Origin of the sequence: Corallococcus sp. CA041A (assembly GCF_003612075.1) — a bacterium.
GTDB lineage: Bacteria > Myxococcota > Myxococcia > Myxococcales > Myxococcaceae > Corallococcus > Corallococcus exiguus.
Window position 1 is genome coordinate 1 of record NZ_RAWF01000136.1, and the last position, 26,907, is coordinate 26,907.

At 69.5% G+C, this 26,907-nt stretch carries 24 protein-coding genes; 11 read left to right on the forward strand and 13 right to left on the reverse strand.

Features of this window, described 5'->3' with window-relative positions; genetic code table 11:
* The coding region (locus D7V77_RS23515; RefSeq protein WP_169821089.1) for a thioredoxin domain-containing protein at positions 1-755 on the reverse strand (755 nt) is incomplete at its 3' end.
* 251 nt (positions 756-1,006) lie between these two features.
* Here D7V77_RS23515 and D7V77_RS23520 point away from each other — a divergent pair.
* Positions 1,007-1,237, forward strand: coding sequence for a sulfurtransferase TusA family protein (locus D7V77_RS23520; RefSeq protein ID WP_120578537.1), 231 nt, complete (start codon positions 1,007-1,009; stop codon positions 1,235-1,237).
* A 19-nt stretch (positions 1,238-1,256) separates the two neighbouring features.
* Here D7V77_RS23520 and D7V77_RS23525 read toward each other — a convergent pair whose 3' ends face one another.
* A complete protein-coding gene (locus D7V77_RS23525) occupies positions 1,257-2,168 on the reverse strand; it encodes an ABC transporter ATP-binding protein (RefSeq protein WP_120578538.1) in 912 nt (303 codons plus the stop codon).
* Positions 2,165-3,031, reverse strand: coding sequence for an ABC transporter permease (locus tag D7V77_RS23530; protein WP_255424672.1), 867 nt, complete (start codon positions 3,029-3,031; stop codon positions 2,165-2,167). The genes D7V77_RS23525 and D7V77_RS23530 overlap by 4 nt, the downstream gene beginning before the upstream one ends.
* 171 nt (positions 3,032-3,202) lie before the next feature.
* Here D7V77_RS23530 and D7V77_RS23535 point away from each other — a divergent pair, with 171 nt between their 5' ends.
* Positions 3,203-4,732, forward strand: a complete 1,530-nt coding sequence (locus D7V77_RS23535) for a penicillin-binding transpeptidase domain-containing protein (protein ID WP_120578540.1) — start codon at positions 3,203-3,205, stop codon at positions 4,730-4,732.
* 9 nt (positions 4,733-4,741) lie between these two features.
* Here the strand turns inward: D7V77_RS23535 and D7V77_RS23540 are convergent, their stop codons facing one another.
* Entirely contained in the window at positions 4,742-5,938 is a 1,197-nt protein-coding gene (locus D7V77_RS23540; protein WP_120578541.1) for a DUF4388 domain-containing protein, read from the reverse strand.
* A 21-nt stretch (positions 5,939-5,959) separates the two neighbouring features.
* Here D7V77_RS23540 and D7V77_RS23545 point away from each other — a divergent pair, with 21 nt between their 5' ends.
* From D7V77_RS23545 to D7V77_RS23560, 4 genes are all read left to right on the forward strand, one after another.
* A complete protein-coding gene (locus tag D7V77_RS23545) occupies positions 5,960-6,238 on the forward strand; it encodes a glutaredoxin family protein (protein WP_120578542.1) in 279 nt (92 codons plus the stop codon).
* Between the two features lie 120 nt (positions 6,239-6,358).
* Entirely contained in the window at positions 6,359-7,312 is a 954-nt protein-coding gene (locus D7V77_RS23550) for a diguanylate cyclase (protein WP_169821093.1), read from the forward strand.
* Between the two features lie 46 nt (positions 7,313-7,358).
* Complete coding sequence (locus D7V77_RS23555) at positions 7,359-9,023, forward strand: sigma-54 dependent transcriptional regulator (RefSeq protein ID WP_120578544.1); 1,665 nt, start codon at positions 7,359-7,361, stop codon at positions 9,021-9,023.
* A 113-nt stretch (positions 9,024-9,136) separates the two neighbouring features.
* On the forward strand, positions 9,137-9,940 hold the full coding sequence (locus D7V77_RS23560; RefSeq protein WP_120578545.1) for an NAD-dependent epimerase/dehydratase family protein: 804 nt from the start codon (positions 9,137-9,139) through the stop codon (positions 9,938-9,940).
* A 3-nt stretch (positions 9,941-9,943) separates the two neighbouring features.
* On the opposite strand, the gene D7V77_RS23565 is transcribed toward D7V77_RS23560, so the two are convergent.
* A complete protein-coding gene (locus tag D7V77_RS23565) occupies positions 9,944-11,551 on the reverse strand; it encodes a Na+/H+ antiporter (protein WP_120578546.1) in 1,608 nt (535 codons plus the stop codon).
* Between the two features lie 259 nt (positions 11,552-11,810).
* Between D7V77_RS23565 and D7V77_RS23570 the strand changes: the two genes are divergently transcribed.
* Both D7V77_RS23570 and D7V77_RS23575 read left to right on the forward strand, forming a co-directional pair.
* Positions 11,811-12,377 (forward strand): tetratricopeptide repeat protein, encoded by a 567-nt coding sequence (locus D7V77_RS23570; RefSeq protein ID WP_120578559.1) that lies wholly within the window; start codon positions 11,811-11,813, stop codon positions 12,375-12,377.
* Between the two features lie 95 nt (positions 12,378-12,472).
* Complete coding sequence (locus tag D7V77_RS23575) at positions 12,473-13,609, forward strand: 3-deoxy-7-phosphoheptulonate synthase (RefSeq protein ID WP_120578547.1); 1,137 nt, start codon at positions 12,473-12,475, stop codon at positions 13,607-13,609.
* On the opposite strand, the gene D7V77_RS23580 is transcribed toward D7V77_RS23575, so the two are convergent.
* The 6 genes from D7V77_RS23580 to D7V77_RS23605 all read right to left on the reverse strand — a co-directional run bounded on the left by D7V77_RS23580 (position 13,599) and on the right by D7V77_RS23605 (position 18,838).
* Complete coding sequence (locus D7V77_RS23580; RefSeq protein WP_120578548.1) at positions 13,599-14,432, reverse strand: prephenate dehydratase; 834 nt, start codon at positions 14,430-14,432, stop codon at positions 13,599-13,601. The genes D7V77_RS23575 and D7V77_RS23580 overlap by 11 nt on opposite strands.
* Positions 14,425-15,564, reverse strand: coding sequence for a prephenate dehydratase (pheA, locus tag D7V77_RS23585; RefSeq protein WP_120578549.1), 1,140 nt, complete (start codon positions 15,562-15,564; stop codon positions 14,425-14,427). The genes D7V77_RS23580 and pheA overlap by 8 nt, the downstream gene beginning before the upstream one ends.
* Before the next feature lie 51 nt (positions 15,565-15,615).
* Positions 15,616-16,206: a DUF4291 domain-containing protein gene (locus tag D7V77_RS23590; RefSeq protein WP_120578550.1), complete on the reverse strand. Its 591-nt coding sequence runs from the start codon at positions 16,204-16,206 to the stop codon at positions 15,616-15,618.
* Positions 16,203-16,685 carry an EVE domain-containing protein gene (locus tag D7V77_RS23595; protein ID WP_120578551.1) on the reverse strand — a complete coding sequence of 161 codons (483 nt, stop codon included), beginning with the start codon at positions 16,683-16,685 and terminating at the stop codon, positions 16,203-16,205. The genes D7V77_RS23590 and D7V77_RS23595 overlap by 4 nt, the downstream gene beginning before the upstream one ends.
* A gap of 16 nt (positions 16,686-16,701) precedes the next feature.
* Complete coding sequence (locus tag D7V77_RS23600; RefSeq protein WP_120578552.1) at positions 16,702-17,607, reverse strand: hypothetical protein; 906 nt, start codon at positions 17,605-17,607, stop codon at positions 16,702-16,704.
* 67 nt (positions 17,608-17,674) lie between these two features.
* Positions 17,675-18,838 (reverse strand): WD40 repeat domain-containing protein, encoded by a 1,164-nt coding sequence (locus D7V77_RS23605; RefSeq protein ID WP_158624478.1) that lies wholly within the window; start codon positions 18,836-18,838, stop codon positions 17,675-17,677.
* Here D7V77_RS23605 and D7V77_RS23610 point away from each other — a divergent pair.
* Both D7V77_RS23610 and D7V77_RS23615 read left to right on the forward strand, forming a co-directional pair.
* On the forward strand, positions 18,837-19,514 hold the full coding sequence (locus tag D7V77_RS23610) for a tetratricopeptide repeat protein (protein WP_158624479.1): 678 nt from the start codon (positions 18,837-18,839) through the stop codon (positions 19,512-19,514). The genes D7V77_RS23605 and D7V77_RS23610 overlap by 2 nt on opposite strands.
* Positions 19,515-19,863: 349 nt before the next feature.
* Positions 19,864-22,548 (forward strand): kelch repeat-containing protein, encoded by a 2,685-nt coding sequence (locus D7V77_RS23615; RefSeq protein WP_158624480.1) that lies wholly within the window; start codon positions 19,864-19,866, stop codon positions 22,546-22,548.
* A 133-nt stretch (positions 22,549-22,681) separates the two neighbouring features.
* Here the strand turns inward: D7V77_RS23615 and D7V77_RS23620 are convergent, their stop codons facing one another.
* Positions 22,682-24,715 (reverse strand): amylo-alpha-1,6-glucosidase, encoded by a 2,034-nt coding sequence (locus D7V77_RS23620; RefSeq protein WP_120578556.1) that lies wholly within the window; start codon positions 24,713-24,715, stop codon positions 22,682-22,684.
* A gap of 290 nt (positions 24,716-25,005) precedes the next feature.
* On the opposite strand from D7V77_RS23620, the gene D7V77_RS23625 reads away from it, so the two are divergent.
* A complete protein-coding gene (locus tag D7V77_RS23625; protein ID WP_120578557.1) occupies positions 25,006-26,562 on the forward strand; it encodes a phosphatidylserine/phosphatidylglycerophosphate/cardiolipin synthase family protein in 1,557 nt (518 codons plus the stop codon).
* A 138-nt stretch (positions 26,563-26,700) separates the two neighbouring features.
* Here D7V77_RS23625 and D7V77_RS23630 read toward each other — a convergent pair.
* Positions 26,701-26,907 (reverse strand): hypothetical protein (locus tag D7V77_RS23630; RefSeq protein ID WP_233597190.1); only part of this gene is annotated, 207 nt, incomplete at its 5' end.

A 26,907-nucleotide genomic window follows, 5' to 3' on the forward strand; every position in this document is an offset into this window, starting at 1 on the left:
GGGCGGGACGGGGCGCGATCGACGCCCTTCTCGATGGTGCGCGCGTACACCTGCGACGGCGCGACGCCGCTCTTCACCAGGCCCTCGGCCTTGGCGAGCTCCTCGTCGATGAGGGCCTTGAAGTTGTCGATGGGCTGCGCGCCGGAGAGGAAGCGGCCGTTGATGAAGAAGGCCGGCGTGCCGCTGGCGCCCATCTGCTGGGCCAGGGCCTGATCCTTGTCGATGGTGGCGCCCAGGCGCTCGTCCGCCATGTCCACCTTCCACTTCGCCACGTCCAGGCCGATCTGCTTGGCGTAGCCCTCCAGGCTCTCCCCATCCAGCTTCTTGTTGTTGGCGAAGAGCAGGTTGTGCATGTCCCAGTACTTGCCCTGCTCACCGGCCGCGAGCGCCGCGAGGGCCGCGGGCTTGGCGTGCGGGTGGAAGGACAGCGGGTTCTGGCGCATCACGACGCGCAGCTTGTTGCCGTAGTCCTTCAGGAGCTGCTCGACGGTGTTGTGCGCGCGGCTGCAGAACGGGCACTCGTAGTCGGAGAACTCCACGATGGTGACGAGCGCGTTGACGCTGCCCTTCGTCGGGGCGCCGTCGACGGGCACCTTGAAGACGGTGGGGTCCACGGCGCGCGCCGCGGGCTTGTTCGCCGCCTGCGCGATGGAGGGCGTATTGCCGGTGGAGGGCTTCGATCCGGTGGCGGCACGGCCGCCAACGAACCCGAGCACCAGGCCGACCAGCAGGGCCACGATGACATTGGGCTTCATGGGTTGGGAATGCTCCTGCGCCATAGGTCCGACTCCGGGCCCCAAGCGGGTGTCTGGGTAGGGAAAGGGCGGGGTACTTAACAGAGGGAATTCCAGACACGCAAGCCGCGATGACCGCCTGCGTCCGCCCGTTATCCAGAGGCCTCGAAGGGGCGGACAACGACGTTGGGGACACCAAAATTCCCTCTCAGCGCGCGTGTCGTGTCGCTTTGGCAGGCGGGGTTCCAGGCCCCATGACAGGATGCACGCGAATGGAAGCCGGTGTGCGCGTGGATACGTCCGGGGCCCTCTGCCCGGTGCCCATCCTGGAGATTGCCAAGGCGATGCGCCGCCTGCCGCCCGGGACGCTGGTGGAGCTCGTCTCCACCGACCGCGGGCTGGAGGCGGACCTGCCCGCGTGGTGCGACGCGACGGGCAACGAGCTCGTCCGCATGGAGCGCAGGGGAACCCACTATGTGGGCTGGGTGCGCAAGGCGGGGTGAGCGTCCGTGGGGCGCGGGCCTACAGCAGCTGAAGGACGCGGTCCTCCAGGCGGCGGCCGCGGCTGACGCCGAGGATGAGCACCTGGTGCTGGATGAGGTGGCCGACGGTGCGGCTGATGACCTCCTCGGCCTTGTGGGCCTGGCCGTCGAAGCGCACGCGCAGCACGTCCGTGCCCTCCATGCGCGCGTCGGTGACGCCGGGCAGGGAGGTGATTTCGGGGATGATGACGTCGCCCCGGGCGATCTGGACGCGGAACTCGGCGCCCTGGCCGGTGAGCTCCGACATGGTGCCGGCCTGCGCGAGCGAGCCCTTGTCGAGGATGGCGGCCGCGTCGCACAGCTCCTCCAGCTCCTGGAGGTTGTGGCTGGAGACGACCACCGTCTGCGTGCCCTTCATGTCCTTGATGATCTGACGCACCTGCGCGGCGATGCGCGGATCCAGGCCGGCGGTGGGCTCGTCCAACAGGACGAGCGGCGGGCGGCCCATCAGGGCCTGGGCCATGGCGGCGCGCTTGGCCATGCCGTGGCTGAGCGCCTGGGTCTGGACCTTCCAGGCCTCCATCAGGCCGACCTTCTCCAGGGCGCCGCGGGCCTCGTGCTCGGGCTGGGGCAGGTCCGACAGGCGGGCCCAGTACATGAGCAGCGCGCCCACCTCCCAGCCGGGGGGCAGCACCGCGTCCTGGGGCAGCGCGCCCACGCGGCCCTTGAGGGCGCCGGGCGCGGTGGGGGACACGCCCATCACCTGGAGCGAGCCCTCGGACGGGTAGAGGTAGCCGCACATCATGGAGAAGGTGGTCGTCTTGCCGGCGCCGTTGGGGCCGATGAGACCGAAGACCTCGCCCTGCCGCACCTGGAGACTCACCGCGTTGACGGCGACCTTGGCACCGAAGTGCTTGGAGACGTTGTTCAGCTGGATGGCCAGGTCGCTCACAGGTCCCTCGCGCGCAGGACGCCGTAGGCGCCGAAGAGGAAGATGGCCGCGAAGGCCGCGTAGGCCGCGCCGCTCATGGCGAACTCGGCGAGCTTCGGGTGCAGCAGGTTGCCCGAGTAGTACGACGGGGACAGGTAGCGCAGGAAGCGCAGCACGTTCTCCTCGCTCACGGCGCGTCCCACGGAGTCCATCAGCCAGAAGACGAAGAGCAGGATGAAGTTGAAGACCAGGCTCACCGCGGGGCTGCGGAAGAGGCTGGAGCACAAGGTGGTGAGCGACACGTACGCGAGCGAGAAGACGACGGTGGCGCTCCAGAACTTCAGGAGGTTGAGCACCAGCACGCCGAAGGCGAAGTCGTCGTTGATGATGCGCGCGTAGATGAAGATGGCCAGGTCGATGATCAGCACCAACCCCACCAGCAGCGTGGCCTGGGAGAGGAACTTGCCCAGGAGCACCGACGAGCGGCGCGCGCGCACCGTGAGGTAGCGCATGGAGCGCGGCCCCACTTCGCCGCTCACCTGGTCGAAGCCCATCAGCGCGACGTAGGCGGGCAGGAAGAAGAGGGTGATCTTGAAGACGATGAGCACCACGATGGGCACCTTCGCCAGCGCCTCCATCATCGCGGCGTCGTTGCTGGCGAGGAAGCCCAGCACCCCCTGGTGCATCTGCTCCGCGGCCTGCGCGGCCATCTCCGAGTCCCCGCCGGACTCGGCGAGCTTCGCGTTCACCTGGGCCTGCAGCTCCCGGGTGACGAAGCCCACCACGAGCAGCACCAGCGCGGAGAACATGCTGTAGAGGCCGAGCAGCACGATGGCCCGGCCGCTCTTCATGGCCCGACGCAGCTCGGCTGCCCAGATCACCAATGTCTCTTTGAGTCCGTCCAAGGTGCACAGGACCCTACTGGACCTCCGGGCACCTTCCCAGGTTTCTCGCGGACGAAGGCAGCAGTCGAGGAGGCAAGCCGTGGACAGCGCGCTCTCAGCGACTAGGATCCGGCGGCTTGCTCCCTGCCCCCCGAAGGAGAGCCCCGACGCATGACGATTCGCCGCCTCTTCGCCGCCCTGCCGCTGTTCCCCCTCACGCTGCTCCTGGGCGCCTCCGCGCCCGGGCCGGACGCGAACACCGCGCCGTCACCCGCCGCCCCGTCGGATGCCCAGGTGCTGGCGCAGTCGGTGAGCGCCCTGGGAACGGACGCGGGGCCCGTGGGCGCCCGTGCGCTGGTGGAGAAGGTGGAGGCCGAGCAGCGCGCTCAGTCAGCTTCGCCGGACGCGGGAGGCTCCGCGAGCGTCGCGCAGGCTCCAGACTCCGGGACCGCCGGTGAAGCCGTGGCGGCCACTCCGCCCGAGGACTCGCGCCCGGTGGATGCCCGCGCGCTGGCGGAGGCGCTGGCTTCGAAGGACGCCGCCGCGTTTGAGCCCGGGATGGTGCCTCCGATGCCGGTGCCCTCGCGGGAGAAGGCGCCGCCGTTCGGCAAGCTCCAGGGGCTGCCGCGCGCGCAGGACCTGGTGGCCCGCGCGAAGCTGGAGGGCAACAAGCTGGTGGTGAAGGGCGGCAAGAACGCGCCGGATCAGGTGCTCACCATCGACCCTGGCCTCCAGGCGTCGCTCACGAAGATCATGCAGAACTACCAGGTGCCCTACGGCGCCGCGGTGGTGCTGGAGCCCTCCACCGGCCGCGTGCTCGCGATGGCGGAGCACTCGGAGGCGAAGCCGGAGCTTCGCGGGCTGCCCATCCGCGCGGTGTACCCGGCCGCGAGCATCTTCAAGATCGTCACCGGCAGCGCGCTCCTGGAGGCCGGCGTGTCGGCCGACACCGAGGCCTGCTTCCACGGCGGCAAGCGCCGGCTGAACGAGCGGCAGCTGGAGGACACCGAGCGCGACGGCGCCTGCTATTCGCTGGCGCTGGCCATGGGCAAGAGCGCCAACGTCATCTTCGCCAAGATGACCAGCAAGCACCTGACCGCGGACTCCCTCAAGCGCATGGCGGCGCGCCTGCGCTTCAACCGCGAGATTCCCTTCGCCCAGCCGCTGGACGTGTCACTCGCGTACATCCCGGAGGACGGCTTCGCGCTCGCCAACACCGGCGCGGGCTTCGGCGACGTGTACCTGTCCCCGCTGCACGGCGCGCTGCTGGCGTCGGTGGCCGCCAACGAGGGCCGCTGGGTGGACCCCGTGCTGGTGGAGCCGGAGCCCTACATGCCCCTGCCGGAGCCGGAGCCCGTGCTCACTCCCACCGCCGCGCATGAGCTCACGCGGATGCTGGAGGAGACCGTCACCCACGGCACCGCGCGCGGCGTCTTCCGCGAGCGCGGCTTCCAGGTGAAGGACGCGGTGGGCAAGACGGGCACGCTCGCGGACCGCGAGCCCTTCCGCGACTACTCGTGGTTCGTGGGCTTCGCGCCCAAGGACAACCCGCGCGTGGCCGTGGCCGCCCTCATCGTGAATGACCCGAAGTGGCGCATCCGCGGCTCCTACCTGGGCCGCGAGGCCCTGCGCCTGGCGCTGGAGCGCATCCCCGCGCCGGTGGAGTTGACGGCCCCCGCGGGCGCCGCCGGCAAGCACTGAAGCGGGACGTCAGGACAGCGGACGCGCGGTGAGCTTCACCAGCCCCGTGGCCACGAAGCCCTGGAAGAACTTCAGGGCCTCCAGCTCCTGGAGGGGCGACACGTGCACGATGGCGGCCACGTCCCGCCGCCCGTCGATGCGCGACAGCAGGTAGCGCTCCGGTGACGTGAGGGGCAGCGTCTTCAGGTGCGCGGGCGTCACCATCAGCGCCGGCACCCGCGACGGCTCCATCAGCGCCTTGCGCAGCTCCGCGAGCAGCCTGCCTTCCGCTTCGCGCAGCAGCTTCGTGGTGTGCTCGCTGGGCGCGATTTCGTGCGCGCGCCGGGCCAGCGCCTCGCCGTCGCGCAGGTTGCCCGCGTCCAGGAAGAGCTGGGCGGCCTGGAGCACCTCGTCGGAGGAGGACTCGGAGCCGATGACGCCGCCGGAGTCCAGGGCGTCCTCGTCGTCCTCCTCCACCACGACGACGGTGGGCGCGCCGGGATCCGGGGAGGGCAGGGGCGCTTCGTCGGACACCCGCAGCGCGTCCTGGCGGTAGAGCGCGTACAGCCGCTGGTAGAGGAAGAAGTCGGTGGCATGCAGCGCCAGCGCCATGCCGTCGATGCTGAGGCCTTCCTTCGCGAGCTGCACGATGCGCTCGTCCATGCTGCCGGCCTTGCGGTCCGTCAGCTTGCGCTCGTCCACCTCCAGGCGCACGCGGCCGGAAGGGAACACCGCGCGGATGGCCTGCCACGCCGTCTCGCGGAACTCGCCCTCGCGGTGCACGTCCAGCAGGTCCACGCTGACGTCCAGGCCCTCCAGCTCCGGCGCGACGTCCGTGGGGCGGAAGTCGAAGCCGCCTTCCTCCCAGGTGAAGGCGTCCAGCAGCATCTCCCGGAACTTGTGGGAGAGCACCGTGCGCACGGTGGCTTCAGACACCGTGCCCGTCATGATCAGGATCTTCCCCAGCAGGATGTGCGTCTCCGCCTGCGTGGAGAACGCGCGCTCCAGCTGATCCTCCGTCAGGTGACCCTGGTTGATCAGGAACTGGCCGAAGTACTCGCGGGGCTGGTTGGAGCTGGCGGTGATGACGTTGCCGTCGCGCAGCAAGAGCTGCTTGCGCACGTCTCCCCGCTCCACGTTCAGGGTGCCGGTGGCCCGGCGATTCCCGAGGTGGACGACCAGGTCCTTGAGGGGCATCGTCGAAAAATCACCACACACGCCGCGCATCGAGCGCCCATCCTGCAACGCATGCGAGTCGATATCTACTCGAAACCCCGGTGTTCCCTCTGTGTGAAGGCCATTGCCGTGGTCGAGGAGGTGCGGACCCGGCTGCCGTTCGAGCTCTACGTCACCGACATCCTCCAGAGCCCGGACCTCTTCGAGGCCTGGCGTTACGACATCCCCGTGGTCCTCATTGAGGGGGTGCCCGCCTTCAAGCACCGGGTCGACGCGGAGACCCTGGAAGTCCGGATCCGCGAGGTGATGAATGGCATACCCATTGCTAAAACCGTGGGCCAGGATGGGTAACGAAGTGCCCTTCTCTAAGAAATCCAAGGGGATACGTAGGGCGCGAAAGTAGCGGGGCTGTAAATCTGGGCAGGCGGGCAGGGTGGCGGGGCAGAAAATGCTGGAAGGGAGGGCACGGCGGTGGGTGTGAAGCGCAAGGGAGCGGGAAAGTCGGGCCAGCCGCCTACGGTGCTGCTGGTGGAGCCTCGCGCGGAGGACCTGGAGCGCACCCGGGCGCTCCTGGGGGAGGCCGGTTTCCGAGTGGTGCCCCTGACGCGCTTCGACGCGGCGGTGCCCCTGTTCGAGGTGATCCGTCCGGATGCCGTACTGCTGGCCGCGCAGCCGCCGGACTACGCGGCGATCCAGACGGCGCGGCGCCTGCGTCAGGTGGGCAAGGGCACGGTGCCGATGATGTACCTGGTGGATTCGCACGACCGGGACGCGTGGCGCTTCTGCGTGGAGAAGGGGCAGTGCGTGGACGTGGTGCCTCGCACGGTGGATGGCGCGGAGCTGTCCATGAAGCTGCACGCGCAGATGCGGCTCAAGCAGTCGGTGGAGCGCGCGGCCGCGGGTGAAGAGGCCGGCACGGCGCTGGCGCTGCACGACCCCGTGACGGGGCTCTACAACCGGCCCTTCCTGCTGGCCCTCATCGGGCTGGAGGCACGGCGGACGGAGCGCTACGGCGGGACATTCTCGGTGGTGGCGGCGGAGGTGACGGGTTGGAGCGCGCTTCGCAAGGAGCACGGCAAGAGCATGGCGGAGCGGCTGCTCGTCTACAGCGCGGTGGTGCTGGGGCAGACGGTGCGCGAGGCGGACGCGGTGGCGCGGGTGGGCGACAGTCAGTTCGCCATGCTGCTGCCGGGCACGCCGGCGGAGTCGGTGCCGGAGGTGCTGGCTCGGGTGGAGGCCCGGTTCGAGGCCGCCCGGTTCCAGATGGAGGGTCGCGTGGTGCGTACGGCGCTGGAGCTGGGAGCGGTGAGCTTCCCGGACACGGTGGGGGCTCCCACCCAGCTGTTGGCCGCGGCACTGCAGACCTTGAGGCGTACACGCGAGCTTCGGCGGGCAGCCGGTCCAGCCCGTCTGATGTCGGTTTGATTCAGTTCACGAGGGTTTGATGCACAGGGCGAGCGGAGGCGTGGGGATGGATCGGATCGCGGTGCTGGTGGTGGATGACGAGGAGTCGGTGCGCACGTTCCTTTCCGAGCTGCTGGGGAGCTCGGGGTACCAGGTGCGCTGTGCTTCGAGCGGTTCGCAGGCGCTGGAGATGCTCTCTGGCGGCTCGTTCGACGCGGTGCTGCTGGACGTGGTGATGCCGGAGATGAGTGGTCTGGAGGTGCTGCGCCGCTACCGGAGCACGGGCGGCGCGGCTCCGGTCATCGTGTTGAGCGCGCTGTCGGGCGCTGACGACGCGGTGCGCGCGATGAAGATGGGCGCCTCCGACTATCTGGCGAAGCCCTTTGGCAACGACGAGCTGCAGGACGTGCTCGCGCGCGCCCTGGGGACCCGCGTTCCGGAGCGGCAGGCGACCGCGCCCGCGCCTCGCGTGGTGTTGACGCCCGCCGAGGCCGCGGCGGAGGCCCGCGTGCTCATCTCCACGTCGCCGGCCATGCGCCGCGCGCGTGCGCTGGTGGAGCGCATCGCGGACACGGACGTTCCGGTGCTGCTGCTGGGTGAGTCCGGCACGGGCAAGGAAGTGATTGCCCGCGAAATCCATGCGCGCAGCCAGCGCCATGGCCGGCCGTTCATCAAGGTGAACTGCGCGGCGCTGCCGGGCGAGCTGCTGGAGAGCGAGCTGTTCGGCCACGAGCGCGGCGCCTTCACGGGCGCCACGGCGGAGAAGCCGGGCAAGTTCGAGCTGGCGGATCAGGGCACCATCTTCCTGGACGAGATTGGCGAGATGGCCATCCGCCTCCAGGCGAAGCTGCTCCAGGTGTTGCAGGACGAGGAGTTCTTCCGCGTCGGCGGCAAGAAGAGCGTCCGCGTGGACAGCCGCGTGGTGGTGGCGACGAACCGCGACCTGGAGAAGGAGATCGCGCTCGGCAACTTCCGCGAGGACCTGTACTACCGCCTCAACGTGGTGGCCATCCGCCTGCCGCCCCTTCGCGAGCGCCGCGAGGACGTGGTGCCGCTCACCGACCACTTCCTCAAGAAGTACGGCAAGGGCTTCATGACGAACGTGTCCGAGCTGCCCTCGGAGGTGCTCCACGCGTTCAGCGACTACGAGTGGCCGGGCAACGTGCGCGAGCTGGAGAACATGGTGCGCCGGCTGTGCGTGCTGAAGGACCCGACCCTGGTGCTGGATGAAATCCGCGCCGGTGGCCGTGCTCCGGCGAGCGCCCCGTCGCTGCCCACGTCGTTCGGCGGTGGGGACGAGTTCAGCCCGCCTCCGTCGCGCTACGTGGACGAGTCCGCTCGCGTCTTCGCGGCTCCTCCGTCCTCGCTCGCGACGGCTTCGGGCGCGGGGGTGCAGGTGCTGGAGATGCCCGCGCGCGGCGTGGTGATGACGCCTCCGCCGGTGATGACGGATGCCACGCCGTTCAACGCCGTGGCGCCGCAGCGCTACGCGAACCCGTTCGATGCTCCGCAGCCGCCGCCTCCGCCGCCTCCGGCCGGGGAGCTGTCGCTCAAGGACATCGGCAAGCGCGCGGCGATGCTCGCGGAGCGCGAGGCCATCCTCGCGATGCTCCAGCGCACCGCGTGGAACAAGCGCCGCGCGGCGGGCAAGCTGCGCATCAGCTACAAGGCGCTGCTCTACAAGATCAAGGAGTGCGGCATCATCGACCCTCGCGCGAGCGCGGAGTTCTAAGCCGCGACTGAAGACGTGAAATGACGGCCCTTCTTCCGGATGACGGGAGGAGGGCCGTTCACTTTGGGCGTGGGCCTTGCGCGGGGCTGGCGTTGCCCGGTATCGCGGAGGCCATGACCGCTCCGCTCCTCCTGCTTGGCTGTGGTTACACGCTCACGCGGTTCGCGGTGGCGGAGGCCCGCTCGGGCCGGGAGGTCCTGGCCACGACCCGGGACGCCGCTCGCCGTTCGGTGCTGGAGGGCGCGGGTGTCCGCGTGGTGTCGATTGACGACGCGCTGTCACGGGTAGAGGGCGCGCACGTCGTGACCTCCGTTCCTCCGGAGGCCGGGTTGGATGCCCGCTTCGCGGAAGCACTGTCCAGCTCGCGTCCCGCCCGGCTCGTCTACCTGTCGTCCACGGGTGTCTATGGCTCCGCTCGCGGACACGTGGATGAGTCCACGCCGGTCGACAAGACCTCCGCGGTCTCCCGCGCACGCCTGGAGGCCGAGGACCGCTTCCTCCCCCTGGGCGCGAGCGTCATGCGCATCTCGGGCATCTACGGCCCGGGGCGCGGCACGTCCGGACGCTTGAAGGCGGGCACGCTGCGCATCCCGGACTCGGGTGGGGGACGCCTGTCGCGCATCCACGTGGACGACCTGGTGGACGCGGTGCGCGTGGTGCTCGAACGCGGCGCTCCTGGCGAGGTGTACTGCGTGGCCGACCGCCGCCCCGCGACGCAGGAGGAGACGGCCTCGTGGCTCTGTCAGCAGCTGGGCCTCCCCATGCCGCCGCGCGTGCCCTTCGAGTCCCTCCATGAATCGCTGCGCGGCGACCGCGCCATCAGCGCCGCGAAGCTGGAGGCGCTGGGCTGGACGCCGCGCTACCCGGACTTCACCACCGGGTTCCTCGCGGCGATGGAGGAGGAGGCGCGCGGCTGAGAACTACTCGGGTGACTCCGCCCGGAGGAGCTGTTGCAGGTCGAGCTCCCTCCAGTCCAGCTCCTGCTCCACCTGCTGGAACGCCGCGTCTCCGATGGTGCCGTTCGCCCGGAGATCCGCCAGCTTCCGCCGGCCCGCGGCCATCGCCGTGCGCACCGTCTCCGCGTCCGCGGTGGGCGGTCCCCAGGGAGAGCTGGGGCTCGCGGAGCCCATGTGGGCGTGTTCATCCAGGAGCTGCCGCGCGCGCCGCAGTTGCAGCTCGTACCGGCGCCGGACCAGGGTCGCCATCTCCGTGCCCGAGGACTCGTTCGTGGCTTCCAACCCGGCGCGCAGCGTCTCCACCCGGGCGAGCCGCACCTCGTGGTCCACCTCGCCGTCGTCGTCCAGCTTCAGCCGCGTCATCAAGGGCTTGAGCGTCATTCCCTGCACCACGAGCGTCCCCAGCACCACGGAGAAGGACGTGAAGAGGATGAGGTCCCGGTAGGGGAAGGCCGCGACCCCGTCATGCCCCGTGGGCAGCGCCAGCGCCGCCGCGAGCGTCACGATGCCTCGCATCCCGCACCATCCCACCAGCACGGCCGCGCTCGGCGAGAGCGTGACGGGGCTGGACTTCGACTTGCGCTGCCTCCAGCGGTTGAACGCCGCCGCCCCCATCACCCAGGCGATGCGCGCGAGGATGGCCGCGCCCGTCACCACCGCCGCGATGGCGCCGTACTCCAGCCACGTCTCCCGGTCGAAGCGCGCGACGATGCCCTTCAACTGGAAGCCCACGAGCACGAAGGCCAGCACGTTCAACACGAACGTCGCCACCTCCCACACCGCGTAGGACGGGATGCGGATCCGCGCGGGCGTCACCACGGAGGCCGTGCGGGAGATGGTCATCGCGTAGACCACCGTCGTCAGGATGCCGGACAGGTGCAGCCGCTCCGCGAGGATCCACACCGCGAACGTGCTGCCGAACTGGGTGATGACCGCCGTGGACACGTCCTCGACGCTGGCGTTGATGCGCAGGCTCACCCGCGACAGCACGACGCCCAGGAGCACGCTGGCCACCGTGACGACGAGCAGCGTGGGCACCGCGCTCCAACCCAGCACGCCACCCGCGGCCACGGCCCCCAGCGCGAGCCGGTAGATGAGCAGGGCGCTCGCGTCGTTGAAGAGGCTTTCGCCCTCCAGGATGACCATCAGCCGGTGCGGGGGCTTGAGCTGCTTCAGCACCGCCGTGGCCGCCGCCGCGTCCGGAGGCGCGACGATGGCGCCCAGCGCGATGGCCGCGGCCCAGGGCATCGCCGGCACCATCCACTTCACCGCCACCGCGACGGCGATGACCGTGAGCACCACCGCCCCCAGGGCCAGGCTCGCCACCGGCCGCCAGTTCGCGCGCAGGTCGCGAGGCGACGCGTCGAACGCCGCGTCCAGCAGCACCGGCGCGACGAACAGGGTAAGCGCCAGCTCCGGATCCAACACCAGCTCCGGACTGCCCGGCACGAGCGCCAGGACCGCCCCGGCGAGCGCCACCAGCGCGGGGTAGGGCGTGCCAAGCCGCCGGGACAGCGCCGCCAGTCCCGCGCCTCCCAGCAGCAGCGCGATGACGATCTCGAACACCAGCATGAGGGCCTCGGGGAGGAGTCCACCCTGGACTTCCGGCGACGTAGCGCAGGAGGGCCGGCCGGGGACAGTGGCGAATTCCGGACGACGGAAACCTGCGTCATGCGGGAGGCCGCCCGCGTCATCAGCCGAACGCGATGGGTGCCATCAGCCGGGGAAGGGGCGCACCTTTGCGAGGCGTGGGCCCCCGGTGACAGGCTTGCGCTTTCGGGCCGCGTGAAGCGCGCGGCCTTGCGAACCCTGTCCGATGGGGGAACCGAAGATGTCCAGGTCGTTGCTGTTGGCGTCGTTCAACGAGGGCGTCCACCGTTCCATGTCCGGCAACCACGAGGCCGCGCTCCAGTCGTTCGAGCAGGTCCTCGCCGTGGATCCGCGCCACTTCCCCGCGCTCACCTCGAAGGCCTTCGCCCTCAAGCAGCTGGGGCGTACCGACGAGGCCTTGAAGGGCTTCCAGCGCGCCATCGAGCTGGATCCCTCCGCGGCGGACCCCCACCGCGAGGCGGCCCTCTGCCAGTTGGAACTGGGGGAGCCCGAAGCCGCCTCCCTCCTGATGCACCGGGCGGTGCAACTCAACCCCACCCCCGGCTACCGCGAGGCCGCCGCCATCGAGGTCTACCACCTGGGTAACGCGCTGCTGACCCAGGGCCGGCGGCCGGACAAGGCCCGGTACCGGCTGGCCCGCCAGGTCTTCGAACTGGCGCTGGAGCTGTCCCCTGCCTACGTGGAGGCGGCCAAGGCCCTGGCCGACGTGTGGGAGCACCTGGGTGACCCTACCCAGCAGGAGCACTACACCCTGCTGGCGACCCGGCTGCGCCCCGCCTCCTCCTGAGGCGCCTCGCGTCAAATTCCATACAAATGCGGAGGGAAAGGGCGGGATGCCGGTGTTGAATGCCGAAGCGGCCCCCCACCAGGAGAACCCCCCGCATGATCGTGATGCTCGAGCCGGATTCCCCGGAATCCGTCGTGAACGCCGTCCTCCAACTCGCTTCGCAGTACGAGGGCGTCACCCCGCGTGCCCACGTCGTCCAGGGCGCTGAGTCCACCATCACGGAGCTGTATCTGCTGGGCTCCACGTCGCAGGTGCCGCTGGAGCCGTTCCAGCAGCTGCCCGGCGTGCGTCAGGTGGTCCGCGTCTCGCAGAAGTACCGCATCATCGGCCGGCACGGTGGCCAGCGCACCACGGCGGGCTTCGAGTACAACGGCGTCAGCTTCGGCGACAACTCGGTGAACCTGTTCGCCGGGCTGTGCGCGGTGGATTCGCTGGAGAGCGTGGACGCGATGATGGCGGCGCTCGCCCGCTGCGGCATCAACACCACGCGCATGGGCGCGTACAAGCCGCGCACCAACCCGTACGAGTTCCAGGGCCTGGGCGCGAAGTGCCTGCCCTGGGTGTTCGACTCCGCGGGCAAGCATGGCATCAAGGTCGTCGCGATGGAGGTGACGCACCCGCGCCACATCGACGAGATCAACGACGCGCTGAAGAAGTCAGGGGCGCCCACGGGCGTGATGCTCCAGGTGGGCACGCGCAACGCGCAGAACTTCGAGCTGCTCAAGCAGATTGGCCAGCAGCACGCCTTCCCGGTGCTCTTCAAGCGCGGCATGGGCATCACGCTGGAGGAGTCCCTCAACGCGTGCGAGTACGTGGCGAGCGAGGGCAACCCCAAGATCGTCTTCTGCCTGCGCGGCGTGAAGACGCACCTGGGCGACCCGCACCGCAACATGGTGGACTTCGCGCACGTGCCGGTGGTGCGCCGCCTCACGCGCATGCCGGTGTGCGTGGACCCCTCGCACGCGATTGGCCGCGCGGAGGCCCCGCCGGACGGGCTGCCGGACATCTTCCACGCGATTGGCCAGGGCCTCATCGCGGGCGCGTCCATGGTGCTGGTGGACTTCCACCCCACGCCGGAGAAGGCGCTGTGCGACGGGCCGCAGGCGCTGCGCCTGGAGCAGCTGGGCGCCCTCCAGCGCTACACGAACATCGTGCGCGCCGCGTACACGGAGGCCGTGAGCAACGGCGACGGGACGCAGGCCGCCGCTCCGGCCAAGGCCGTCAGTCGCTGAGCGCGTAGCTGCCCAGCACCCGGAGCGACGTGCACATGCTCCGGGCTTCGCCCAGGGCCGTCTTCACGGGCGCGGAAGTGACCGCGCCCTCCACGTCCAGGCACCAGCGGTAGTCCCAGGCGCGGACGCCGCCGGGCCTCGACTCCAGCCGGGCGACGTTCACCCCGTGCGCGGCGAAGGCTGTGAGCACGCCAGCAAGCGCGCCAGGGCCGTCGTCGAGCGTGAGCACCAGCGACGTCTTCCATCGCGAGCCCAGGTTCAGCGGCACGGCCGGGCCCACCGCGAGGAAGCGGGTGGCGTTGTCCGGCGAGTCCGCGATGCCCTCCGCCAGCACGGTGAGGCCGTAGAGCTCCGCCGCGGTCCGGCTGGCGATGGCCGCCGTGCCCTCCAGTACCTCCTGCGCCACGCGCCGCGCCGCCACGGCGGTGTTCGCTTCGGGCACGGGGTGCAGGTGGTGCTTTCGCAGCCAGCCTCCGCACTGCGCCAGCGCCTGCGGATGGGACAGCGCGCGCGTGAGGCCCTCCAGCGTGCGGCCCGGCGGCGCCAGCAGACAATGACGCACAGGAAGGCGAAGTTCTCCGGAGAGGGCCGGGGTGAACTCCAGGAGCAGGTCCACCACCTCCGCCACCGGTCCCGCGAGCGCGCTCTCCATGGGCACCACGCCACCGTCCACCGTGCCTTCGGCCACGGCCTCGAAGACAGCGCGGAAGGTGGGGCAGGGGATGCGTGTCACGGAGGCGCCGAAGAGCGCGCCCGTGGCCTCGTCGCCGTACGCGCCGCGCTCGCCCTGGAAGGCGATGCGGCGGGAGGCGGTGTCAGCCATCGATGGGCTCCGCGCGCGGGTAGGTGCCCAGCACGCGCAGGGACGATGTGAGCGGGCGCAGATCCTCCAGCGCGGCCGTCACCGAGGCGGACGCGGCGTGGCCCTCCACGTCCAGGTAGAAGCGGTACTTCCACGGCGCGCCCGGGATGGGGCGCGACTCCAGCTTGGAGAGGTTCACTCCGCGCTGCGTGAGCCGCTGCAGCACCTGGCCCAGCGCGCCCGGGCGGTGCTCCAGCACCACCAGCAGCGACGTCTTGCACGGCACGTCCGGCGCGAGCGGCGTGGGCTGTCGCGAGACCTCCACGAAGCGCGTGAAGTCCGAGCCGGGCTGCAGGTCGCTGGCGAGCACCTCGAGTCCGAAGCGGCCCGCCGCGGACTCGCTGGCGATGGCGGCCACGGTCCTGTCATTGCGATCCGCGACCATCTGCGCGGCGACGGCGGTGTCTGGCCCAAGCACGGCGCGGGCCCAGGGCACGTGCGTGCGCAGGAAGTCCTCGCACTGCGCCAGGGCCTGCGGATGGGACAGCACCTCGCGCAGGTCCTCCAGCTTCGCGCCCTTCACGCCCAGCAGCCGGTGGTCCACCTGGCTCACCACCTCGCCGGTGATGACGCCATCGCCCGCGGCGAGCACGTCGTACGTCTCATTCATGCTGCCGGCGGTGGTGTTCTCGATGGGCAGCAGCAGCACGTCCTGCTCGCTCTGCTTGAGGGCCTCCACGGCCTGGCGGGCGGTGTCGAAACCGGCGAGGAGCACGCCGCCCGGCCGGTGGCCGTAGCGCTGGCGGGCGGCCAGGTGGCTGTAGGAGCCCTCGACGCCCAGGTACCCCACGCGCAGGGGCGTGGTGTCCAGGCGGGTGACCAGGGCCTGCTGCCGGGCCACGGACATGTCCAGGATGACGCGGTAGAGGCGCTCCACTTCGTGCGGATCCAGGCCGCGCTCCGCCGCCCGGCCGCGCAGCTTGCGCAGGAGCAGGTCCTCGCGCTGCGGGTCCCGGAAGGGCCAGGCCGTCACCAGCTTGGCGCGCGCCACGTCGTCGGCCAGGGCCATGCGCCGCTGGAGCGCATCGAGGACGTCCTCGTCGATGCGCTCGATTTGGGTCCGCAGGGTCTCCAGGGAGGGGATGTCCGCCATGCCCGGAACATAACAACTCGCGTCGAAGGAGCGGACTCCTCTGACGCGCCGTCACATTCCCAGTCGCCGGGCGAGGTCCGAAGGGACCGGGTAGACGGACTCCTTCGGCAGGTGGCGCGTGGCCTGATCCGCGCGGCCGTCGTCCAGGTGCTTGCGCAGCTTCTGGACCAGGGGCGTGAGGTCGGTGATGGACACGGTCCAGTCATCCACGAAGCGCTGGATGACGGTGCGGCTCAAGCCCACCTGGATGCTGTCGTGGGGCAGGCCCGCGCCTCGAAGCGTGCGCTCCGGGTCCCACTGGATGTGGACGGGCGCGGTGTCGAAGGCCTTGCGCCACGCGTCCGGTGAGCCGTGCGCCTTCGGCTCGAAGCCGGTGAGGACGCCGGAGGACAGCGCCTCCTCCCAGCCGGAGCGTTTGATCCGCACCGCGAGCGTGCGCTCCTGGCCGCTCTTCCGGCCCCAGTTGGAGCGGTGCATGAGCCACAGGAAGCTGGGTTTGATCCACGTCATCCGGCCCACGGAGAACGGCGGGCCGAACTTCTGCTGCTTCACGGCCACGTCCGCGATGGCGTCCGCGTAGGCCTGATACACGACGATGGAGGCTCGGTCGAAGTCGGCGCGGACTTCGCGGGCTGCGCTCATGGGCGGGCTCTGGGTTTGGCTTTCGGCTTCGGCCTGGCTTTGGCGGCGGCGGCCGTCGGGAGCTGCGTCTTGCCCATCTTGAGGACGAGCTCGAAGTGCTCCACGGGGGTGGGCGTCACGCTGAGGCGGCTGCGGGTGATGAGCGGGAAGTCCTTGAGCGCGGGCGTGGCCTTGATGGTGGCCAGTGTCACCGGCGTGGTGAAGGCGACCACGGGGCCCACGTCCACGGAGGCCCAGTCCTCGCCGGGGGCGGTGGGGTCCGGGCCCGGCTTGGAGAGGACGCACGCCACGCCGACGACGGCCTTGTCCTCATTGGAGTGGTAGTAGAGGCACAGGTCCCCGGGCGTCATGGCCCGGATGTTGTTGCGCGCCTCGAAGCTGCGCACGCCCGTCCACTCCGTCCTGCCGTCCTCCTCCAGCTTCGCGTACGCGTAGACGGAGGGCTCGCTCTTGATCAACCAGTACCGCGGAGTCGCCATGGCGGCGCACCCTAGCTCAGGGGGGCGTTTCGCGCGCCAGCGCCGCGCCCTGTTGCTTGAAGAGCTCGAAGACCCGCTCCTCGTCCATCGCCGCGACTTCACGCCGTGTGGGATCCGCTTCCGTGTAGCCCACACGCCGGGCCGCGTCGTCGAGTCCCGGGAAGCGTTTCCGCGCCTCGGCCCAGAGGGCCCTGTCGTCTTGAGCCATGGAGCAGGGAAGGGGAATCAGGATGCTGGCGCTCGAACCCGGGGAAAGTGAATCCGGCAGTTCGTTGAAGGAGAGGACCGCTCCCCGAGGAAGCCACATGGGGCTCTCTGTCTGGGTGAATACGTCCACCACGGGCAGGGTCCGGATGTAGACGCCGTCCAGCGGTGTCCGAGTGGAGCGTGCGGGCTGGCCGTAGGTCAGGGCCGACATGTCGATCTGCACGGGGCAAAGGTCCGGATGGACGGACAGCACGAGGGCCTCGCCCTCGCGGATATCGACCTCGAAGTCGCGGGAGCTGTCGACGCTCGAGTCCTTCAGGAAGACGGCATGTCGACCGCTGGGGACCGGAAACGCGAGGTGATGGTCGGCGTGGAGCACCGGCGCCACGGGCTGGTCATCCACGCGCAGGACGATGTCGCGGTCAGGTCGTGGGCCCGTGGCCACGACGTGGAGGAGCCCACCCTCGGGAGCGGGAGGGCCATCGCTGTCGCTGAGCGCGAACAGCCCCCACAGCACCAGCGTCGCCGCGAGAAGCCCCAGCGCCACCTTCGCGTAGCCCGGCGAGCCAGAAGGGTCGTCTGGCTCCGGTGGTGCGTGGCCCGTCGTGGGCGCGGTGATGAGGGAGAATACCCACCACACCACGAGGACCACGACAAAGATGGCCAGGGCCTCCAATGCGTTGCCGTCGATGATGGGCCGGATGAGCCTGATCATGTTCCCCCCCCTGAAGTGGCCTTCCCGCCACCTCAGAGGGGTTCATGGCACGTCTGGTTTTGGAGCGTCAAGCCACGGGGCTCACACCCCAAAGGCCCACGGTTCCATCTCCCTGGGCCAAGGCAATGAATCGGCCATCGGGTGAGAAGACCGCATCTCCCGTAGGGAACTCACTCTCGTCCGAGTGGCGGAACAGCTCCTCGCCGGTATCGAAGTCGTGGAGCATGAAGCCATAGGTATCAGTGGACGAGACCATCAAGTCTCCGTCCGGACTGAAGTCGAGGTTGCTCACGTAATGATTGTAGTCGTTGAACGTCCCCAGGACGCGACGCTCATGCACATCCATCACCACGACCTCGCGGACCCCTCTCGCGACAAGCAGGGGCCGCGTGGGATGGAATGCAACGCTCGCCGCGAACTGAAACCCCAGGGGATGAACCCAGGGATGAGAGCTCGCCTTCAGGTCCCAGAGGTAGAGCGCCGCCTGGTCATGATCGTAATCCGTTACGATCACCGCCGCGAAGCGTGAGTCACGGGAGAATGCGCACGCCTTGACCTCGACGTGCCACTCAACGCCTGGCAGGTCACGAATTCGTTTCCAGCCTGCCACGTCCCAGAGGAGGGCCTCGCCACGTTCCAGGATGGCCAGCAGCATGCCATCTCGGGACATGGCCAGCCCGGTGGCGGGCGCGGAGAGGGTTTCCTCACGCCAGAGCGAGCCGTCCGTCGTGGAGAAGGCCATGAGCCGAGGCCGCCAGGCGACAGCGGCCTCCGCGACCGGCGGACCCGCGGTCACGATGTGATTCGAACCGTGGAAGAGGGCCTCGATGGGCTCCATCTTCAACTCTACCGAGCCGCTGGCGACGTCCGTTGCCGTGTCCAGGTTCCACCACCGCAGGAGGGAGGCGGCTTTCGCGAGCAGCCGGGCGCCTGACGGGTCAAAGCAAAGCTTTTCCCAGCGAACGGAGTCGAGCTGGGAACCCAACTGCCGCACACGTTTCAGGCCGCGCGCATTCGCAGGGGTGATGACCGCACGGGTCAGGTCTGTCTGGCTCATGTCGTGTAGGCCGGAATGGAAACGCGCGTGAGAAGGAAGGCTCCTGCCGTCCGGTCCCTGGCGGATGCGGCCATGGGCAGGGCGTGGACGATCGAGGAGATGCGGCCTGACGACCGCAAGGCCCTCTTCGAAGGCGTACCTCACGGCGGCGCGGCTCGGGAAGATGGAGGCCATGACGAACGTGGGGCTCCATTTCCTCTACGGAGATGGCGTCCGGCGTGATCCAAAGCGCTCCCGGATGTGGACGGAGAAAGCAGCCGCATTGGGAGACGATGTCGCGGCCTTCAACCTGGGCCTCGCCTATGACAATGGCAGGGGGGCCCGAAAGGACAAGGCCCTCGCGGAAGCCTGGTATCGCCGGGCTGCCGCCCTGGGATTCGCCGTCGCCGAGGGAAACCTGGCGTATCTCCTGTTCGAGAGCACCGAGGCCCATCAGCAGCAGGAAGCGGTCCGGATCTACCGGAAGCATGCACGGCAGGGACACGCGATTCCGGCCTACAACGTCGGTCTTGCGTATGAACTGGGAAAGGGCGTCCGCAAGAGCCTGAAGCGAGCCAATGCGTATTACGAAATGTCCGCGAAGGGCGGTTACGCGGAAGCGCAGTTGGCCCTGGGCTACAACTATTCCAATGGCGTGGGCCTTCCGACGGACGCCTTGCGTGCCTTTGCCTGGTTTCGGCTGGCGGCGGGGCAGGGGCATCCCAGCGCGTCGTTCAACCTGGGGTTGATGTTCGCGAACGGCGAGGGCGTGCCCAGGTCCAAGGCGCGCGCCATGCGTCACTTTCGTGATGCCGCGAGCCTGGGACATGCGAAGTCCGCTCGATGGTTGCGGAAGCTCAAGAACACCTGAGCACCTGCTGCTTGTCTTGCTGAACTCCGAGACCTTGCGCTGCTGGGGCTGTGATGACTCATCCGGAGTCATTGTGCGTGCTCCGGAGTCAGACCTCCCAGGTTGGGGTTTTGATATCGGCCGATTGTGTTTTTCACGGAGGGTGAGGCAGGCTGAGTCTCCAAAGCAAGTCAAAGGGAGGCGTGAGGCCGCCTCCATTCACGGAGATGTCATGCACACAATGCGAGCCGGCCGGGCTCTGCTGTTGGCTTTTGTCTGTGGGGTTGTCAGCTGTAGCAAGCTGCCCGAAGAGCCGTCGCTTGCTCGCGGCGATTCCGCCCTGGTGGAGGCATGGGAAGCGACGGCGGACATGGCGGAGTCTCGCAAGTACCACGCGGCGGTGGCTCTGGACTCAGGCAAGGTGCTGGTGGCGGGCGGGTACAACACCAGCGGGTATCTGTCCTCCACGACGCTCTACGACTCGGGTACGGGCACCTGGACGGCCGCGGCCCCCATGCCGGAGCCCCGGCAGGTCCTCACCGCGACGCTGCTGCCTTCGGGCCAGGTGCTGGTGGCGGGCGGGGAGAACGCGACGGGCCGTCTGGCTTCCACGGCCCTCTATGACCCGGCCTCCAATGCCTGGACTTCCGCTGGCAGCTTCGCCACCGGAGTGGCACGGGACTCCCTGACGGCGACGTTGCTGCCCTCGGGCAAGGTGTTGGTTGCGGGCGGCGGGAACGGTTCGGGACCGCAAGGCAAGGTGGATGTGTATGACCCGGCCTCCGGCACGTGGAGCGCGGGGGCGAGTCTGGCAATGCCGCGACGCAACCATACGGCGACGCTGCTGCCCTCGGGCCAGGTGCTGGTGGTGGGAGGAAGAGCGAGCACCAGCCTGACGAGCGCGGAGCTGTACACGCCCTCGAGCAATACGTGGATGGCGACGGGAAGCCTGTCGACCGCGCGCCACAACCACACGGCGACGCTGCTGCCTTCCGGCAAGGTGCTGGTGGTGGGCGGGCGCAATAGCAGCACCGGGCTGGTGGCGACGGCGGAGGAATACGACCCGAGCACGGGACAGTGGAGCGCGGCGGGTGCGCTGGGCACCGCGCGCGAGTTGCACACGGCGGCGCCGCTGAGCTCGGGACAGGTGCTGGTGGCCGGAGGCATGTACGGCAGCGCGGCGACGAACGCGCTGGGCAGTGCGGAGGTGTATGCCCCGGACACCCGGCTGTGGAGTGCGACGACCGCGATGGGGAGCGCGCGGTACGTGCACGTGGCGGTGCCGCTGGAGGGGCGGGGGAAGGTGCTGGTGATAGGTGGAATCGGCGCCAGCGGCGCGAGCCTGAAGACGGCGGAGACGTATGTGTATGACGCGTGCGCAGGGGTGAGCTGCAACAGCCCTCCCAACCAGTGCTACCAGGCGGCCGGGACGTGCGGCAACGGGGTTTGCAGCTACGCGCCGAAGGCCTCGGGCACCAGTTGTGATGACGGGGATGCGTGCACCGGGGAGGACGCGTGCAACGGTGCGGGCGTGTGCGCGGGAAGTGCCACCAGTTGCAGCAGTCCGCCCGGGCAGTGCTACGCGGCGGCGGGCACGTGCGGCAGCGATGGCGCGTGCTCCTACGCGTACAAGGCTTCGGGCGCCGCTTGTGATGACGGAGACGCGTGCACGGTGGAGGAGACGTGCAACGGGGCTGGTGGGTGCGCGGGGACGCCGGTGAGCTGCAACAGCCCGCCCGGGCAGTGCTACGCGGCGGCGGGTACGTGCAGCGATGGTGCGTGCACCTATGCGCCGAAGGCCGCGGGCACTGCTTGTGATGATGGCAATGGTGGGACGCTCAATGACGTGTGCAACGGGGCGGGAGTCTGCGCGGGCGCGCCGGCCTGCACGACGCCGCCGGACGCCTGCCATGGCTCGCCGGGGACGTATAGCAATGGCGTGTGCACCTATCCGTCGAAGGCCGCGGGAACCCTGTGCGACGACGGCAACGCCTGCACGACGGGCGACGTGTGCAACGGCTCGGGCACCTGCGGAGGAACGGCCCTGAGTTGCTCCACCGCGAGCACCGACTATTGCAGCGGTAACAACCTGCGGAGGACTACCGGCACCGGCACGTGCAGTGGCGGTGCCTGCACCTCCACCGACACCCTGGTCCAGACCTGTCAGACGGGGACCAGCGGGCCCTACTGCAGCGGCAATGGCGCCTACCAGACCGTCTACGGTGGCTGCGTCAACAATGCCTGCGCGTCCACGCAGCAACTCATCGAGTCGTGCTCCACCTCAAGCGAAACCTACTGCAGCGGCAACTCCGTCCGCCGGAGCAGGGGAACGGGTTGCAGCGGTGGCTCTTGTGGCTACAGCGACACCCTGGTCCAGACGTGCTCAACGTCGAGCAGCACCTACTGCAGTGGCAACGACGTCCGTCAGACCACGGGCACCGGCTGTAGCGGTGGCTCGTGTGACTCCACCGACAACTTCGTCCAGACGTGTCAGACGGGCGTCGGCAGTTCCTACTGCAGCGGCAATACCGTCTATAGAACGGTCAATAGCGGCTGCAGCGGTGGCTCCTGCGCATCCAGCCAGCAACTTGTCCAGACGTGCTCCACCGGGAGCAGCACCTATTGCAGCGGCAATGATGTCCGCAGGAGCACGGGCACCGGCTGCAGTGGGGGGGCTTGTGGTTCCTCGGACTCATTGGTCCAGACGTGCTCCACCGGGAGCAGCACCTACTGCAGCGGCAATGACGTCCGGAGGGTGACCGGTACCGGCTGCGGTGGAGGCACCTGCGGCTCCACCGACACCCTGGTCCAGACCTGTTCCTCAGGTTGGACGTGCAGTAACGGAGCTTGCATCGCCCAGACTGGCACATTGCACCTGTCGAGTGTGGAGTCGTGCTACGACTACTGCCCGGGCGGGTGCAATTACGGCAGCTGCCCCGCCCTCGGGGACCGGTGCCTATCCTCACAGCCGGAGGGGCAGACGTGCTCGTTGGGTGAACGGTGCTCTATCCTCGGGGACTGGCTTTCGTTCAACGTCTACGAATGCTGGCCCTGACACGCGTGTGGCTCGACCGTGAATGGGATTCCTCTTCATGGAGGGGCCGCGAATGAAAGACCTCCTGCTCCGCTGTGTCTCGACTCCCAGGGGCGCAGCCGAGCAGGAGGCCGTCTTCGTGTCGGAAGACTGATCACCCCAGGTTCGTCTTGCTGAACACCCGCAGTGCCTCAGCGACACTCCAGGCCTGAGCGAAGCAGCCTCGCGGACGGTAGGGCTCCGTCGCGTCGAAGATCTCCGAAATCTGTCCAATCCCCGCGCGTGACAGGTGGTCCTCCATTCCAGACAGCAGGGCCCTCGCGGCCTTGATGTCCGGGGACACCTTCAACGTCGCGTCCACGTAGTGGCCCATCAGCCAGCCCCACACCGTGCCCTGGTGGTAGGCCGCGTCGCGGGCCCGCAGGTCTCCGTCGTACTTCGGTTTGTAGTCCCTGCTCCCCGGCGCCAGGCTGCGCAGCCCCACCGGCGTCACCAACTCGCGGCGCACCACCTCCAGCACCCGCGCCCACTTGTCTCGCTTGAGCACCGGATGCTTGAGCGAGATGGCGAAGACCTGATTCGGCCGCACGCTCGCGTCCTCGCGGCCATCCTCTCCGTCCACCACGTCGTAGAGACACCCGCCCGCTTCGTTCCAGAAGCGTTGGTTGAAGCTGCCCTGCGCCTTCTCCGCCGCGGCCCGGTACGGCCCTGATTCCAGTCCCAGCCGCTCCGCCCAGCCCGCCATCAGGCGCAGGGCGTTGAACCACAGCGCGTTGATCTCCACCGCCTTGCCCCGGCGCGGCGTCACCACCCAGCCCTCCACCTTCGCGTCCATCCAGGTGAGCTGGTAGCCGTCCTGCCCCTGCCGCAGGAGCCCGTCCGCCGGGTCCACGCCGATGTGGAAGCGCGTGCCCTTCTGGTGGTGCGCCACGATGTCCTGCAACGTCGGGAACAGGTCGCGCAGGAGCGCTTCGTCTCCCGTCTCCTCCAGGTAGCGGTCCACCGCGTGGAAGAACCAGAGCGTCGCGTCCGCCGTGTGGTAGACGCCCTCGTTCTCTCCATCCGGGAAGTAGTTGGGAATCAGGCCGTCCCGCACGTAGTGCTCGAACGTGCGCAGGATGGCCGCCGCCTCGCGGTAGCGCCCCGTCGCCAACGTCAGCCCGTCCAGGCTGATCATCGTGTCCCGGCCCCAGTCCGTGAACCACGGGTAGCCCGCGATGACGCTCCTCGCGTCCAATCCCATCGACCGTGCCCACGCGGCGTCCGCGGGCCTTGGCGGATCGATGATGAACTGGTCCGCCGCCAAAACCAGACGCGCCGGCACTCCCGTGCGCCCATGCTCCGGGGCTCGCTCCAACAGGCGTTCCTGCCTCCCCAGCTCTCGTTCGAATACCTCCTTGGGATTCCTCTCCAGCAGGTGCCCTGGCGCCTGCGTCGTGAGCCCGAAGTAGAGCGTGCCCCCGGGCTTCAGCGTCGCCGTGAAGTAGCCCGGCGAGTGCTGCACCTCCGTGAAGTCATAGCCGCGCGCCTTCTCCGTCCGCAGGTGCTGGGGCCTGGAGGTCTCCGCCAGGCTCACGTACGGCGTGGGCCCGTCCGCATACAGCCGCATCCGCTGAATCGGACCGTCCTCTCCGTTGCGCAGCTCCACCAGTGGGCCTCGCAGCGTGACGACGGGCTCTCCCACGGCCTTCAACAGCGGCCCGTCATGCGGGCGCATGACCGGGAACGGCCGCAGGTGCAGCGTCACCTCCGGACCGGACAGGTGCTCCCACGCGAGGAACACCGTGTCCTCGCCGTGCACCATCACGCAGCGGCGCCTCAGCCGCGCACGCCCCACCGCGTACTCCCAGACGGGAATCAGTCCCTCCAGGTGGAAGTGCCGCAGGTGCCTCGCGCCGTCCTCCACCGTGGTGCCGTCCTCGTGCTCCTCGGACGTGAGCCGGTAGCGCTCCCCGTCCACCAGCGCCGTCTCCTCCATCCGCGCCATCAGCACCGTGCGGCCCAGCTTCTCCAACGTGGGGATGAACAGGCCGTGGTAGCGGCGCGTGTTGCAGCCCACCACCGTGCCGGAGGCGTAGCCCCCTCGGCCGTTGGTCAGGAGCCACTCGTGGTTCACGCTGTTGCTGAAGTCGGCGCCTTCCGGGAAGTCGAACGACAGGCGGGGCAGGGCAGGGGCTGATTCGTTCACGCCTTCGTCTCCTCCTCGCCCGTCCCCCTGGGCGGAGACGCGCGGGAAAGGGTAGGAAGCAGGAATCCGTCGGACATCGTCCTCGTGGAGAGGTTGCTCATGCATCCCCGCGCCACACAGCGCATCCCCCGGTCCCCGGACTCGAGGGGAGGTCAGCCGGGCAGCCAGGCCCTCGACGCTGCCGCGAGCGCGCTGGAATCCGTTCACGCGAAGCCCTTGCGACCGTCCCAAGGGGACCGCACCTCACCCAGAGCCTTCGGGCGCGCCCCGATTTCCCGAGGAGACACGCCGTGGGCATCGTGAAGTCATCGGGCATCAGCGGCCGGCAGCACAACCTCGCCGAACAGGTCTTCTCCCGCGCCGCGGGCGCACCGCTCGTGCCGGGCAACGACGTGCACCTGCTGCGCGACGCTCGCGAGAACTACCCCGCGTGGCTGCGCGCCATCCAGCAGGCCCAGCGCTCCGTCCTCTTCGAGAACTACATCATCGAGGACGACGACGTGGGCCGTGCCTTCGCGGACGCGCTGGCCGCCCGTGCTCGCGACGGCGTGCAGGTCCGCGTCCTCTATGACTGGCTGGGCTGCCTGGGCCCCGCGTCCCGCGACTACTGGCGCACCCTGCGCGACGCGGGCGTGGAGGTGCGCTGCTTCAATCCCTTCCAGTTCGACCGGCCCCTGGCGTGGCTGGGCCGCAACCACCGCAAGACGCTCACCGTGGACGGCGAGGTGGGCTTCGTCTCCGGCCTGTGCGTGAGCCACAAGTGGGTGGGCGACGAGCAGAAGGGCGTGGCCCCCTGGCGCGACACCGGCCTGGAGATTCGCGGCCCCGCAGTGGCGGACCTGGTGCGCGCCTTCGCCCAGGGGTGGAGCACCGTGGGCCCTCCTCTAGATGAAGAGGGCTGCCTGTCCGCTCGCGCCTCCCTGACCATGGGCGACGTGTCCCTTCGCGTGGTGGCCGGCGTGCCCTGGAGCGCGGGCCTCTTCCGCGTGGACCAGCTCATCGCTTCGCTCGCGCGCAAGCGGCTGTGGCTCACCGACGCTTACTTCGTGGGCACCGCCACCTATGTGCAGGCGCTGCGGGCCGCGTCGCGCGACGGCGTGGATGTGCGGCTGCTCGTGCCCGGCAGCAGCGACATCCCCGCGCTTCGCCCGCTCACCCAGGCCGGCTACCGCCCCCTGCTGGAGGCCGGCATCCGCGTCTATGAATGGAATGGCACCATGCTCCACGCCAAGACGGCGGTGGCGGATGGCACCTGGGCGCGCGTCGGTTCGTCCAACCTCAACCCCGCCAGCTGGCTGGGTAACTCCGAAATCGACGTCGCCGTGGAGGACGCGCCCTTCGCCCGGTGCATGGAGGACATGTACCTCCAGGACCTGGAGCACGCGACGGAGGTGGTGCTCAGTGGAAGGGCGCGTCGCATGAGCGCCGCGCCTCCGCTGCCGCGTGCACAGCGTGGGACTCGCGGCCGGCGGGGCAGCATGAGCCGCGCGGCTGCGGGCGCGGTGCGCCTGGGCAACACCGTGGGCGCCGCCGTCACCAACCACCGCGAGCTGGGCCGCACCGAATCCAAGGTCGTCTTCGGCGCGGGCTTGGTGCCGCTGGCCCTGGCGGGCGTGGCGCTCTACTGGCCCCATGTCGTGGCCGTGCCGGCCGCGCTCGTGGGCGCGTGGGCCGGTATCGCCCTGTGGAGCCGGGCCGTGCGCCTGCGCCGTCAGGAATCGCAGGGCACCGCACAGCAGCCGCTGCCGGAGCAGGAGGTGCCGCCGCGAGCCTCCGTCCAGGAGCCGCGCGCGCTGCCGGACGCGCAGGCCTCCCACGCTCCGGAAGCCGAGCCTCGTCAGCCTTGACGTGAAGGGGAGGGCAGGGCCCGGATACGACACGGGCCCACGGGCCGGCAGCGGGGGAAGCCTGGCTCCCCACTTTGCTGATCCGGCCCGAAGGCCCTGTGCTTCCTACAGCGCTTCAGTCAGCGCTGGCTTGTGGCGCTACGCCTGCTTCGCGACGCCCGCGGGCTCCGCCGCCCTGCCGCTCAAGAGCGAGCTGCCGCCGTACAGGGCCAGGCCGACCATGCCCAGCACACCCGCTTCGACGCCGTTGCCCAGCGAGGCCCCCATCAGGCCCACGATGCTGGTTCCGAGCATGAACACCACCCCCACCGCCCCTGCCACCTTGCCCATCCGATGTCCCCCTCT

Excerpts from the sequence above, each read along its gene's own strand:
- D7V77_RS23520 (WP_120578537.1), top strand. The coding sequence starts at position 1,007 with ATGGAAGCCGGTGTGCGCGTGGATACGTCCGGGGCCCTCTGCCCGGTG.
- D7V77_RS23535 (WP_120578540.1), top strand. The coding sequence starts at position 3,203 with ATGACGATTCGCCGCCTCTTCGCCGCCCTGCCGCTGTTCCCCCTCACG.
- D7V77_RS23540 (WP_120578541.1), bottom strand. The coding sequence starts at position 5,938 with ATGCGCGGCGTGTGTGGTGATTTTTCGACGATGCCCCTCAAGGACCTG.
- D7V77_RS23545 (WP_120578542.1), top strand. The coding sequence starts at position 5,960 with ATGCGAGTCGATATCTACTCGAAACCCCGGTGTTCCCTCTGTGTGAAG.
- D7V77_RS23555 (WP_120578544.1), top strand. The coding sequence starts at position 7,359 with ATGGATCGGATCGCGGTGCTGGTGGTGGATGACGAGGAGTCGGTGCGC.
- D7V77_RS23560 (WP_120578545.1), top strand. The coding sequence starts at position 9,137 with ATGACCGCTCCGCTCCTCCTGCTTGGCTGTGGTTACACGCTCACGCGG.
- D7V77_RS23565 (WP_120578546.1), bottom strand. The coding sequence starts at position 11,551 with ATGCTGGTGTTCGAGATCGTCATCGCGCTGCTGCTGGGAGGCGCGGGA.
- D7V77_RS23570 (WP_120578559.1), top strand. The coding sequence starts at position 11,811 with ATGTCCAGGTCGTTGCTGTTGGCGTCGTTCAACGAGGGCGTCCACCGT.
- D7V77_RS23575 (WP_120578547.1), top strand. The coding sequence starts at position 12,473 with ATGATCGTGATGCTCGAGCCGGATTCCCCGGAATCCGTCGTGAACGCC.
- D7V77_RS23580 (WP_120578548.1), bottom strand. The coding sequence starts at position 14,432 with ATGGCTGACACCGCCTCCCGCCGCATCGCCTTCCAGGGCGAGCGCGGC.
- pheA (WP_120578549.1), bottom strand. The coding sequence starts at position 15,564 with ATGGCGGACATCCCCTCCCTGGAGACCCTGCGGACCCAAATCGAGCGC.
- D7V77_RS23590 (WP_120578550.1), bottom strand. The coding sequence starts at position 16,206 with ATGAGCGCAGCCCGCGAAGTCCGCGCCGACTTCGACCGAGCCTCCATC.
- D7V77_RS23595 (WP_120578551.1), bottom strand. The coding sequence starts at position 16,685 with ATGGCGACTCCGCGGTACTGGTTGATCAAGAGCGAGCCCTCCGTCTAC.
- D7V77_RS23600 (WP_120578552.1), bottom strand. The coding sequence starts at position 17,607 with ATGATCAGGCTCATCCGGCCCATCATCGACGGCAACGCATTGGAGGCC.
- D7V77_RS23610 (WP_158624479.1), top strand. The coding sequence starts at position 18,837 with ATGACGAACGTGGGGCTCCATTTCCTCTACGGAGATGGCGTCCGGCGT.
- D7V77_RS23605 (WP_158624478.1), bottom strand. The coding sequence starts at position 18,838 with ATGGCCTCCATCTTCCCGAGCCGCGCCGCCGTGAGGTACGCCTTCGAA.
- D7V77_RS23615 (WP_158624480.1), top strand. The coding sequence starts at position 19,864 with ATGGCGGAGTCTCGCAAGTACCACGCGGCGGTGGCTCTGGACTCAGGC.